The organism is Sphingomonas sp. CCH9-E2 (assembly GCF_001557215.1).
Lineage (GTDB): Bacteria > Pseudomonadota > Alphaproteobacteria > Sphingomonadales > Sphingomonadaceae > Sphingomonas.
The window spans coordinates 1-11391 of the sequence record NZ_LSJM01000137.1 but is presented as its reverse complement, the minus strand read 5'-3'; the positions used below and the strand labels follow the sequence as shown (position 1 = coordinate 11391).

At 66.3% G+C, this 11391-nt stretch carries 15 protein-coding genes; 11 read left to right on the top strand and 4 right to left on the bottom strand.

Features of this window, described 5'->3' with window-relative positions; translation table 11 throughout:
* Both AX681_RS23700 and infA read right to left on the bottom strand, forming a co-directional pair.
* On the bottom strand, nucleotides 1-212 hold a 212-nt coding region (locus tag AX681_RS23700), incomplete at its 3' end, for a Maf family protein (protein WP_197424253.1).
* Between the two features lie 10 nt (nucleotides 213-222).
* Nucleotides 223-441: a translation initiation factor IF-1 gene (gene infA / locus AX681_RS23695; protein ID WP_033923152.1), complete on the bottom strand. Its 219-nt coding sequence runs from the start codon at nucleotides 439-441 to the stop codon at nucleotides 223-225.
* Nucleotides 442-594: 153 nt separating this feature from the next.
* Here infA and AX681_RS23690 point away from each other — a divergent pair, with 153 nt between their 5' ends.
* The 7 genes from AX681_RS23690 (at nucleotide 595) to AX681_RS23660 (ending at nucleotide 4860) form a co-directional block, all read left to right on the top strand.
* Entirely contained in the window at nucleotides 595-1167 is a 573-nt protein-coding gene (locus AX681_RS23690) for a NifU family protein (RefSeq protein WP_066657237.1), read from the top strand.
* Entirely contained in the window at nucleotides 1167-1760 is a 594-nt protein-coding gene (locus AX681_RS23685) for a malonic semialdehyde reductase (protein ID WP_066657239.1), read from the top strand. The genes AX681_RS23690 and AX681_RS23685 overlap by 1 nt, the downstream gene beginning before the upstream one ends.
* A complete protein-coding gene (gene tsaB / locus AX681_RS23680) occupies nucleotides 1753-2373 on the top strand; it encodes a tRNA (adenosine(37)-N6)-threonylcarbamoyltransferase complex dimerization subunit type 1 TsaB (protein WP_066657241.1) in 621 nt (206 codons plus the stop codon). Before AX681_RS23685 ends, tsaB begins: the two co-directional genes overlap by 8 nt.
* Nucleotides 2370-2846 carry a GNAT family N-acetyltransferase gene (locus AX681_RS23675; protein ID WP_066657244.1) on the top strand — a complete coding sequence of 159 codons (477 nt, stop codon included), beginning with the start codon at nucleotides 2370-2372 and terminating at the stop codon, nucleotides 2844-2846. The genes tsaB and AX681_RS23675 overlap by 4 nt, the downstream gene beginning before the upstream one ends.
* Nucleotides 2847-2955: 109 nt before the next feature.
* Entirely contained in the window at nucleotides 2956-3372 is a 417-nt protein-coding gene (locus AX681_RS23670) for a MucR family transcriptional regulator (protein ID WP_066657246.1), read from the top strand.
* A gap of 194 nt (nucleotides 3373-3566) precedes the next feature.
* Entirely contained in the window at nucleotides 3567-3989 is a 423-nt protein-coding gene (locus AX681_RS23665; protein WP_066657248.1) for a Fur family transcriptional regulator, read from the top strand.
* Between the two features lie 4 nt (nucleotides 3990-3993).
* Complete coding sequence (locus AX681_RS23660) at nucleotides 3994-4860, top strand: lysophospholipid acyltransferase family protein (RefSeq protein ID WP_066657250.1); 867 nt, start codon at nucleotides 3994-3996, stop codon at nucleotides 4858-4860.
* Here the strand turns inward: AX681_RS23660 and AX681_RS23655 are convergent.
* On the bottom strand, nucleotides 4857-5624 hold the full coding sequence (locus tag AX681_RS23655; protein WP_331709995.1) for a L,D-transpeptidase family protein: 768 nt from the start codon (nucleotides 5622-5624) through the stop codon (nucleotides 4857-4859). The two genes, AX681_RS23660 and AX681_RS23655, sit on opposite strands and share 4 nt — an antisense overlap.
* A gap of 257 nt (nucleotides 5625-5881) precedes the next feature.
* Here AX681_RS23655 and AX681_RS23650 point away from each other — a divergent pair, with 257 nt between their 5' ends.
* Genes AX681_RS23650 through AX681_RS23640 form a run of 3 tightly spaced genes read left to right on the top strand, consistent with a single transcriptional unit; the run spans nucleotide 5882 to nucleotide 9206 of the window.
* On the top strand, nucleotides 5882-6592 hold the full coding sequence (locus AX681_RS23650; protein WP_066657255.1) for a murein L,D-transpeptidase catalytic domain family protein: 711 nt from the start codon (nucleotides 5882-5884) through the stop codon (nucleotides 6590-6592).
* A 56-nt stretch (nucleotides 6593-6648) separates the two neighbouring features.
* The gene (locus tag AX681_RS23645; RefSeq protein WP_066657258.1) at nucleotides 6649-7155 is read left to right on the top strand and encodes a CinA family protein; all 507 of its coding nucleotides are present in this window, start codon (nucleotides 6649-6651) and stop codon (nucleotides 7153-7155) included.
* Complete coding sequence (locus tag AX681_RS23640) at nucleotides 7155-9206, top strand: NAD(+) synthase (protein ID WP_082737841.1); 2052 nt, start codon at nucleotides 7155-7157, stop codon at nucleotides 9204-9206. Before AX681_RS23645 ends, AX681_RS23640 begins: the two co-directional genes overlap by 1 nt.
* A 99-nt stretch (nucleotides 9207-9305) precedes the next feature.
* On the opposite strand, the gene AX681_RS23635 is transcribed toward AX681_RS23640, so the two are convergent.
* Entirely contained in the window at nucleotides 9306-10883 is a 1578-nt protein-coding gene (locus AX681_RS23635) for a cisplatin damage response ATP-dependent DNA ligase (RefSeq protein WP_066682007.1), read from the bottom strand.
* A 135-nt stretch (nucleotides 10884-11018) separates the two neighbouring features.
* Between AX681_RS23635 and AX681_RS23630 the strand changes: the two genes are divergently transcribed.
* Nucleotides 11019-11330 carry a hypothetical protein gene (locus AX681_RS23630; protein ID WP_066665309.1) on the top strand — a complete coding sequence of 104 codons (312 nt, stop codon included), beginning with the start codon at nucleotides 11019-11021 and terminating at the stop codon, nucleotides 11328-11330.
* The last annotated feature ends 61 nt before the right edge of the window (nucleotides 11331-11391 follow it).

Genomic DNA, 11391 nt, shown 5'->3' with positions numbered 1-11391 from the left:
ATTGTGGTGTCACCCGCCAGCACGAGTTCGTCCTCGGCCCGCGCCACCGCGCGCGCCTTCGCCTCCGCCAGCCGCAGCGCATAGACGCGCGGCAATTCGGCCTTGAGCGGCGATTCGTCGATATCTGGGGCCGCCACGCGATCGGGCACGACGCCGATCCGCGCCAGCAGATCCCGGCGGCGCGGCGAGGTGGAGGCAAGCACGAGCCGCATCGGCCCGGACTTACTTGAAGCGATAGGTGATGCGGCCCTTGGTCAGGTCATAGGGCGTCAGTTCGACGAGCACTTCGTCGCCCACCAGCACGCGGATGCGGTTCTTGCGCATCTTGCCGGCGGTGTGGCCGAGAATTTCATGGTCATTCTCGAGCTTCACACGGAACATCGCGTTGGGGAGGAGCTCCACAACGCGGCCGCGCATTTCAAGCAGTTCTTCCTTGGCCAAACAAACCTCTTGGTACGGATCGGAAAAGTGGCGGTGCCTTACTCTCCCCGCGCACAAAAGAAAAGCGCGGCGATGCCGCGGCGCGGCGCCGGGCAACAAATGGTTTCCCGCTGTTCGCTTGATGCCACGCCTATTCGTCGCCAAATGGGGCCCATGCTGATCGAAACCGAACTGACGCCCAACCCGGCGACGCTCAAATTCCTGCCCGGCCGCACCGTGATGGACAGCGGCACGCGCGATTTTGCCACGCCCGAAGAGGCGGAGGTGTCGCCGCTGGCCGATGCGCTGTTTCGCCTTGGCGACGTGACCGGCGTATTCTTTGGGCGGGACTTCATCTCGGTCACCGCCGCGCCGGGCGTCGACTGGGCAGGGCTCAAGCCCGATGTGCTCGGCATCCTGCTCGACCATTTCAGCGCCGACATGCCGCTGTTCCGCCAGGGCAGCGCGGGCTTCAGCGTGCCGCCGCCCGAAGCCGACTTCGCCGACAATCCCGAGGACGCCGACATCGTCGCGCAGATCAAGGATCTGATCGAGACGCGCGTGCGCCCGGCCGTCGCCAATGACGGTGGCGACATCGTTTATCGCGGTTTCGACAAGGGCAAGGTGTTCCTGCAGATGCAGGGCGCGTGCGCCGGCTGCCCCTCCTCGACCGCAACGCTCAAGAACGGGATCGAACAGTTGCTCAAATATTATGTCCCCGAAGTCACCGAAGTGCGGGCCGTCTGATGGGCGCCCCGATTGACGACGCCGCGCTCGACACGCTGTTCCGCACCGCGCGCACCTATAATGGCTATCTGCCCGGCGTGGTCACGCAGGCGGATGTCCAGGCGATCTACGACCTGCTGAAGATGGGGCCGACCTCGGCCAATCAGCAGCCGGCGCGCTTTGCCTGGTGCCTGTCGCAGGAAGCCAAGGACAGGCTTGCCGACTGCGCGACCGGCACTAATCCCGACAAGATCCGCAAGGCGCCCGCCGCGGTCGTGATCGGGATGGACCTCGATTTCCACGAGGAACTGTCCTGGCTGTTCCCGCATACCGACGCCAAGAGCTGGTTTGAAGGCCCGCAGGAAAAGCGCCGCGACAGCGCGTTCCGCAACGGCACGCTGCAGGGGGCCTATTTCATCATGGCCGCACGCGCTTTGGGCTGGGACACCGGGCCGATGTCGGGCTTCGATCCGGCCAAGGTCGAGACGGCGTTCTTCGCCGACCAGCCATCGGTGCGGGTCAACTTCATCTCGACCCTGGGCAAGGGCGATCCCGCGACCATCTTTGGCCGCTCGCCGCGGCCGGACTTCGCGAAGTTCAACACGATTGGCTAGACTGCTCGTCATCGAGGCTGCCACCGCCGCCTGTTCGGTCGCATTGATCGACGGCGACGCGCTGATCGCCGAACGTCATGCCGAAGTCGGACGCGGCCATGCCGAGCACCTCGTGCCGATGGTCGCGGCGCTGCCCGATGGTGGGCGCGCCGATGCGATCCTGGTCGATTGCGGTCCGGGCAGCTTTACCGGCATTCGCGTCGGCATCGCGGCGGCGCGCGGCCTCGGCTTTGGCTGGGGCGTGCCGGTCCATGGCTTTTCCTCGCTCCCGCTGGTCGCGGCGGGCGCGTTCGCACTCAATCCGGGTAGCGACGCGCTAGCGGTGGTGCTGGAAGGCGGGCATGGTGAGGTGTTCATGGCCGCCTATGACCGCCAGTTCGCGCAGATCGCACCCTTTGCGTCGCTCAAGCCCGATGCCGCGCTGGCACAGCTTGGCGGGCGGATCGCCGTCGGCAATGGCGTGCGTCATCTTGCCGCGCTCGACGCCAGCCTCGACCTGCGCGAGGCGCTGCCGCGCGCGGCCGATGCGCGCCTGCTCCCCGCAGCGCTGACCAGCCTGCCGCCGCGCCCGATCTATGGCCGCGCGCCGGACGCCAAGCCCAAGGCGGCATGAGCACCGCGCCCTGGCCGATCGAGATCGTGCACGGCCAGCCGGCCGATCTGCGCGCGATGACCGCGATCATCGCCGAAGCGTTCGATCCGCGCTTTGGCGAGGGCTGGACCCCCAGCCAGTGCATGGGGATGCTGGCGCTGCCGGGCGTGTGGTTCACGCTGGCATATATCGACGGGCGACCGGTCGGCTTTGCACTGGCGCGCACCATCCTGAACGAGGCCGAATTGCTGCTGCTCGGGACCGTGCCGGCAATGCGACGGCGGGGAATTGGCGGGGCCTTGCTCCGGGCGGTGATGGCCGATGCGCGCGATCGCGGTGCCGACATCCTGCATCTGGAAGTGCGCGCAAACAATGAAGCGGTTCAGTTGTACCGCAGCGCGGGCTTTCGCAAGATTGGTGAACGTCGCGACTACTATCGCGGAAATGACGGCAAGGTGTTCGACGCACACAGTTTTTCCCGATCGCTCGACTGATCCTAGCAGAAATCGGACAGAATGACTTGCAAAGCGCGGTGCGTGGCGTGATAGCGCACGCGACGGCACGAACATCTTATTGCCGCCGCGTTTATGTGAAAGGACGAAAATGGATACGCAGAACGACCTGCAGGAAACGCTGATCACGCTCACCGCGGATATTGTCGCCGCACATGTGAGCAACAATAGCGTGGCGGTCTCTGATCTTCCGTTGCTCATTGCTAACGTTCACGGTGCGCTTACCAATCTGGGTAGCGCGAAGCCGGAACCCGAAGTGAAGAAGCAGGAACCGGCAGTGTCGATCCGCTCTTCGATCAAGCCCGACTATATTGTCTGCCTTGAGGACGGAAAGAAGCTCAAGATGCTGAAGCGTCATCTGATGACGCATTACCAGATGACCCCGGAAGATTATCGCGCCAAGTGGAACCTTCCCGCCGATTATCCGATGGTCGCCCCCAATTATGCCGAACAGCGCCGCAGCCTGGCCAAGAAGATCGGCCTTGGCACCAAGCGCCGCAAGCGCTGAATATGTTTGCCGGGCGCGCTGACGCGCACCCGGTGGACGGCACCAGCCCGCTCCCCCACCCGGCCGCCCATCGGCAGGATATTCTGGAATGGGTGGTCGGGTGGGGGAGCGGGCTGGTGCCGCACGCGCCTTTAGGCGCATCAAACTGTCCGGCGTCTCTTTTCCCGCGCTGCGCTTGACGCTACATCACACCCATGAACCGCAAGATCGACCTTGAAGCGCTGTGCCACGAAAAGGGCCTGCGCATTACCGAACAGCGCAAGGTGATCGCGCGCGTCCTGTCCGAAGCCGACGATCATCCCGACGTCGAAAAAGTCTATGCCCGCGCATCGGCGATCGATCCGGGCATTTCGATCGCGACCGTCTATCGCACCGTGCGCCTTTTCGAAGAGGCCGGCATCCTCGACCGCCATGATTTCGGCGACGGGCGCGCGCGCTACGAGCCCTCGCCCGAGGCGCATCACGACCATCTGATCGATGTCGAAACCGGCAAGGTGATCGAATTCGTCGATCCCGAGCTGGAACTGCTGCAGAAGCAGATCGCCGAGCGGCTGGGCTTCCGCCTGGTCGATCACCGCATGGAGCTGTACGGCGTCGCACTCGAGCGCAAGCCCTGAGGCAATGACCGACGGCGTCGATCCGCGGCGCCGCGACGCCGCCCTTGGGCTGCCCACCAGGCTGACCCCGGCGGAGAGCTTCCGCTTCTGGCGCCGGGTCGGGTTGCTGCTGCTGGCGGTGCTGACGCATGTGCCGATGCACTATCTGTGGCGGCTGCTGCGCCTGTCCTCGCCCTGGCCGCGCTGGTTCCTGTGGCGTGCCGGACGGATTGCCGGGGCACGGATCGAAGTGGTCGGCACCCCGCTGCGGCGCGACGTTTTCTATGTGTCGAACCATCTGTCGTGGATCGACATCCTCGCCCTGGGCGGGTCGAGCGGCACCGCATTCGTTGCCAAGGCGGAGATCGGCGCGTCGCCGGTGGTGGGCTGGCTCGCCGGGCTCAACCGCACCGTTTACGTGAAGCGCGAGAACCGCATGGGCGTGGCCGAGCAGATCAACGCGCTGCGCGATGCGCTCGCCGAAAACTGGGCGATCACCGTGTTCCCGGAGGGGACGACGACCGACGGCAGGTCACTGTTGCCGTTCAAGACGCCGATGCTGCGCGTGCTCGAACCGCCGCCGCCAGGCGTGATGGTCCAGCCGGTCCTGCTCGATTACGGGGCAGTAGGCGAGGAGATTGGCTGGGTCGGGGAAGAGGGCGGGATCAACAATGCCCGCCGCATCCTGTCGCGCAAGGGCAGCTTCCCGCTGCGCATCCATTATCTCGACCCGTTCGATCCGATTGAGTTTCCCGGGCGCAAGGCGATTGCCGCCGAAAGCCGCCGCCGGATCGAGGATGCGCTGGTCGCTGCATTGGGCGGGCCGCTGCGGCCGTTTGCGTGGACCGTCGCCCCGGTCAACTACACGGGGCCGAGCGAGAACGGCGCCTAGCGCTTCCGCCGCCCGGTCTTCTGCACCACCGGCTCCATCGGCGCGAACACGACGCCTTCGGGCGAAACTGACTGGGCACCGGTCGCGGCCGGGATGATCACGTCGTGGCTCGACGTCACCACGTCATAATCGCCGGTGCGAAATGCCGCGAGATCGGCGCGCAGGAACGGCGGATCGGCGCGCTTCGCCATTTGCGTGGGTGGCAGGCGGGGCACACCGCGGCGGACGCGCGGATCGACGATCTCATAATCGACCACCGACACGGCAGTACCGAGCGCGGTCACCTCGAACAGCCGCCGCGCAAATTCGCGCGGAAAGCGGATACAGCCATGCGAGGCGGGATAGCCGGGGAGATGCCCGGCGTGCAGCGCGATCCCGGTCCAGGTCAGCCGCTGCATGAACGGCATCGGCGCATTGCTGTAGATATTGGAGCGGTGATGCACCCGCTTTTGCAGGATCGTGAATTCGCCGACGGGCGTCGCCTTGCCCGGCTTTCCGGTCGACACGGTCGAGGCCGCGATCAACACCCCGTCGCGATAGACATAGGCGACCTGGCCGGGGATGCTGACGAGGATGGTGACCCCGGACGCGCCGCCGACAGGCTGAAACGCCGCATCCTCGATCCACGTCCATTGGCCGTTGCGGAGCAGAATCTCGTCGCCGCCGCCACCGGGCAGCACCTGCTGCGCCGCCGCGGGCAGCGCGATGCACAGCGCCAGCCCGATCGAAACCGCCCGCATTGTCCGCGCGACCGCAGACCCCATCCCACACTCCATTGTTACGCGGACGTCCGCACCCACTATCTATGGTTAACGCAGGCAGGACAAGGTGGTGCCGTGCAGTTCCAGCGCGTGCACATGCGAAATCGGCATATTGCCCGATTCGGGACAAGTCTCGACCAGCCGCACCGAGTCTGCGGCGAACCGACGCCGAACCGTGGACTCCCTTAGGACGAATCGGCCGCGACCTGCGCTATAGTGGCCTTTACGGATAGCGAAGTTTGTGGGGGCACAGAGGACGCATGGACAAGATGACCGACGCCGTGGCTTCGCGCCGCGCCTTTCTGAAGTCTGCCGGGATGATCGCCGGCACGGGTCTGCTCGCCGGCTGCGCCGCGCGTAGTGTCACGACCGCCGCGCTGCCCGCCGCGCATATTCCGGTCCCGCCTCCGCCGGTTGCGACCCCCGTCCCGGCCGCGCCGCGCTCGGCGAGCGCGCCGCGCGGCATCCGCCCCGAATTGTTCGAACGCGCTGTCGCCGCGCTCCAGCAGCATTCCAGCCGCATCCGCCAGCAGGACCGGATCGCGATCGCCGATTTCTCGCTGCCCAGCTCGCGGCTGCGCTTCCACTTCGTCGACATGATCAACGGCGCGACGCGCTCGATGCTGGTGAGCCATGGCATCGGGTCCGACCCCGAGCATACCGGCATGCTCCAGCGTTTCTCGAATGAAGTGAATTCGGAAGCAACATGCGAGGGCGCGTTCCTCGCGTCCAATTACTATGTCGGCAAGCATCAGCTGTCGCAGCGGCTGATCGGCCTCGATCCGACCAACTATAATGCACTCGACCGCGCGATCGTGGTGCATGGCGCCTGGTATTCGAACCCCGACATGATCGCGAAGCACGGCAAGCTCGGCCGCAGCCAGGGCTGTTTCGCGGTGGGTGAGCGCGATCTCGACACGCTGTTCGCGCTGCTCGGCGAAGGCCGGATGATTTACGCGACCAAGGTCTGAGGCGGAGCAACCGGCCCGCCCCGCGCGTTGATCCCTCCCACAATCGGGAGGATCGCATGACCGAAACGCTGTATCCGGTGCTGCCCGACGATATCGACCGCGCCGCGCGTGATGTGTTGCAGGCCGCCTGCGACGCCAAGCTCAGTCTGGCCACCGCCGAAAGCTGCACGGGCGGGATGCTCGCCTCGCTGCTCACCGATGTCGAAGGGGTCAGCTCCGCCTTCGAACGCGGCTTCGTCGTCTATTCGAAGGACGCGAAATGCGAGCTGCTGCACATCGCGCGGGACACGGTCGAGCGCTGCAATGCGGTGAGTCGCGAGGTCGCGGTAGCCATGGCCGAGGGCGCGCTCGCGGCGAGCCATGCCGATATCGCACTCGCCATTACCGGCTTTGCCGGCCCCGGCGGACCCGATGACGAGCCGGGGCTGGTGCATTTCGGCTGCGCCCGCGCCGGACGCCCGACTGCACATCGTGCCGACCATTTTGGCGATATTGGTCGCGGACCGACCCGAATTGCCTGTATGCGCGTGGCACTGGAGATGATCGGCGAGGCAATCGACTAGTGGCAAAGCAGCGGTTCAATTCGATCCACGCCCACGGCATGGTGCGCGTCGGTGCCTGCACCCCCAGTGCAAGCGCAGGCGATATCGCCGCCAATACCGCATCGCATATCGCGCTGGCGAAGCAGGGCGATGCGGCGGGCGCGGACTTGTTGCTGTTCCCCGAGCTTGGCATCACTGGCTATGCGATCGACGATCTGCACTTGCAGGATGCCGTGTTGCGCGCGACCGCACAGGGACTGGCCGATCTGATCACGGCGAGCGCGAAGCTCAAGCCCGTGCTGCTGGTCGGCGCGGCGCTGGAGCGCAACGGGCGGCTGTATAACTGCGCGGTGGTGATCGCGCGCGGGAGCGTGTTGGGCGTGGTGCCGAAGAGTTATTTTCCCAATTACCGCGAATATTATGAGAAGCGCTGGTTCGCGTCCGGCATCGGCCTGTCGGGAACGATCGAGCTGGCGGGCCAGACCGCGCCGTTCGGCACCGACCTGATCTTCGCCGCCAGCGACCTGCCCGATTTCACCTTTCATGCCGAGGTGTGCGAAGATTTCTGGGGGCCGCTGCCGCCCTCAACCTTTGGCGCGATGGCCGGGGCGTTGATCCTGTGCAACCTGTCGGCCAGCAACATCGTGATCGGCAAGGCGCGCGAGCGGGCACTGCTGTGCGCGGCGCAATCGAGCCGCACGGCGTCAGCCTATCTCTTCTCCGCCTCCGGCCCCGGTGAGAGCACCACCGACCTTGCCTGGGACGGGCAAAGCCTGATCTACGAACTTGGCGAACTGCTTGCCGCCTCGGGCCGCTTCGACCTCGAGGACGAGCTGATCACCGCCGATATCGATGTCGCGCGGCTGCGGCAGGAGCGGATGCGCTTTGGCACGTTCAACGACAATGCCGCCGCTGCCGGGCATCCCGAACAGCGGTTTCGCCGCGTCGCATTCGATCACGCGCCGGGCTTCGACGATATCGGCCTGCACCGCGCGATCCGGCGCTTTCCGTTCGTCCCCAACACGCCCGCAAAGCTCGATGAGGATTGCTACGAAGCCTTCAACATCCAGGTCGAGGGGCTGCGCAAACGCATGGTCGCGACCGGCAATGGCAAGATCATCATCGGCATCTCGGGCGGGCTCGATTCAACCCATGCGCTGATCGTCGCGGCCAAGGCGATGGACCGGCTCGGGCGGCCGCGCAGCGACATTCTTGGTTTCACCATGCCGGGGTTCGCCACTGGCGAGGGGAGCAAGGGCAATGCCTGGGCGCTGATGAAGGCATTGGGCATCACCGCCGAAGAGGTCGATATCCGCCCCGCCGCGCGCCAGCTGCTGACCGACATGGGCCACCCCTATGCCGATGGCGAGCCGGTTTATGACATCACCTTCGAGAATGTTCAGGCGGGCCTGCGCACCGATTATCTCTTCCGCCTCGCCAATCAGCGGGGCGGGTTCGTGCTCGGCACCGGCGACCTGTCCGAGCTGGCGCTGGGCTGGTGCACCTATGGCGTCGGCGACCATATGTCGCATTATGCGGTCAATGCGGGGGTGCCCAAGACGCTGATCCAGTTCCTGATACGCTGGTGCGTCGCGACCAACCAGTTCGACGCGCAGACCGACGCGGTGCTGGAGGCGATCCTGGCGCAGGAAATCTCGCCCGAACTGGTCCCCGCCGACGCCAGCGGCGCGATGCAGAGCACCGAGGCGAAGATCGGGCCCTATGCGCTGAACGATTTTTTCGTCCATTATGTCGTGCGCCACGGGCTGGCACCGTCGAAGATCGCGTTCCTCGCCTGGCATGCGTGGCGCGATGCCGATGCGGGGGAGTGGCCGCTGGGCGTGCCGCCGCATCAGCGGGTTGCCTATGACCTGCCCACCATCCGCCACTGGCTGGAGAAGTTCCTGATCCGCTTCTTCGCGCAGAGCCAGTTCAAGCGTAGCGCGATCCCGAACGGGCCAAAAGTGTCGGCGGGCGGCGCGCTGTCCCCGCGCGGCGACTGGCGCGCGCCGTCGGACGGAGTGGCGGGGCCGTGGCTGGATGAGCTGGAGGCCAACGTGCCGAAGGGGTGAACCCCCTCTCGTCGCCCCGGGCTTGACCCGGGGTCGGGCTTCTTCCTCGCCCTCGCCAAGGCAGCCTGGCCCCGGATCAAGTCCGGGGCGACGAGAAATTCACGTGGCGAGCCTTTCCAGCCCGGCGATCGTGTCCGCCTCATGTGCCGGTTTGTCGGTCCTGATCCGGGAGATCCGCGGGAAGCGCATCGCCAAGCCCGATTTGTGCCGCTTCGACGCGTGGATCGAATCGAACGCGACCTCCAGCACCAGTGTTTTCTCCACCTCTCTCACCGGGCCGAAGCGTGCAGTGGTATGGTTGCGCACGAAGCGGTCGAGCCATTTCAGCTCTTCGTCGGTGAAGCCGAAATAGGCCTTGCCCACCGGCAACAGCTCGCCGCCCTCGGTCCATGCGCCGAAGGTATAGTCGGAATAGAAGGACGACCGCTTGCCGCTGCCGCGCTGGGCATACATCAGCACGCAATCGGCGGTGAGCGGATCGCGTTTCCACTTGTACCAGAGCCCGACGCGCCGCCCGGCGACATAGGGCGAATCGCGCCGCTTGAGCATCACCCCCTCGATCGCCGCGTCGCGGGCGCCGGCGCGCAGCTCCTCCAGCGCCGCGAAATCCTCCGCCGCGATCAGCGCGGAGACATCGAACCGCTCCGGGTCGAGCGGCGCAGCATAGGTCTCCAGCCGCTTGCGCCGCGCGTGCCAGGGCAGCTCGCGCAGATCCTCGAGTCCATCGAACAACAGGTCGTAGAGGCGGACGAACGCCGGAAATTCTGCCAGCGTCTTGGCCGACACGACCTTGCGCCCCAGCCGCTGCTGCAACGCGTTGAAACTCCCCGCCTCACCCCCCTGCGCCTCGCCGCGCACCAGCAATTCGCCGTCGAGCACGCCGGGCGTCGCAAAGGCCGAAGCGACATCCGGAAAGCTGGCGGTGATGTCGTCGCCCGCGCGGCTGTAGAGCCGCGTCTCGCCCGCGACATGGACGATCTGGACGCGGATGCCGTCCCATTTCCATTCGGCGGCATAGTCCTTCAGATCAACCTGTGTCTCTTCGAGCGGATGGGCGAGCATGAACGGGCGGAACACCGGCACATCGGTGGTGGTCGGTTGCGGCCCGCGCCCTTCGCCCCAGGCGAACAAAGGCGCATAGGGCGGGGTCAGGCCGTGCCACACCTCCTCGACCGCATCGACATCGACCCCGAACGCCTCGGCGAATGCGGTCTTGGCGAGCCGCGCCGACACGCCGACGCGCAGGCCCCCGGTGGCAAGCTTGAGCAGCGCATAGCGTTCGTCCGCCGCCAGCCGGTCGAGCATCGCGCCGAGCGCGGCGGGTGCGTCGGAGCGCGACAGGCTGGCGAGGCGGTCGACCACCGCGCCGAGAGTCAGCGGTTCGTTTTCGGGCGGCGGGGTCAGCGGCTCGGGCCAGATCAGCGCCACGGTCTCGGCGGTGTCGCCGACGAAATCGCGGCTGAGCTGGAACAGCACCGGATCGACCCGCTCGCTTACCAAGGCGCGGATCACGGCGGGCTTGACCGCAGGCAGGTCGAGCGTGCCGGTCAGCGCGGCCAGCCCCCAGCCGCGATCCGGGTCGGGCGTCTCGCGCAGCCACGCGCCGATCAGCCGCAGCTTCGCATTGCGCGATCGCGTGTAGATCAACCGGTCGAGCAGGTCGGCAAAGGCGCGCATGGCACGCTCAACATGGCGGCGCGCGGACGGTTCCGCCAGCCCATGGCCTCTCGCGCACAGCTGCGGTTCAGGCTAGCGTGACCAGACCGGAAAGGTCGGCGCACGATTCGCGTGTGCCGTGGGAGGGAATACCAGATGAAGACCCTGTTGCTTGCCGTCGCGCTGTCGACGCTCCCGATCGCCCCTGCGTCGTTCGCGCAGACCGCGGCGCCCGCGCCCGCGCCGGCTGCTGCCGCGAAGTATAATCTCGACACGCCGATTCAGGACATCGTCGCCAACCCGGCGGCCAAGGCTGCGTTCGACGCGGCGCTGCCCGGCGTTTCGACGCATGAGAGCTATGAGATGTTCAAGGGCATGAGCCTGAACCAGCTCAAGGCCTATGCTGCCGACAAGCTGACCCCCGAAGTTCTGGCGAAGACCGAAGCCGCGCTTGCCGCGGTGAAGTGACCTTATAATCCTCCCCCGCAAGGGGGAGGTGGCGCCGAAGGCGACGGAGGGGGAGGAAGCG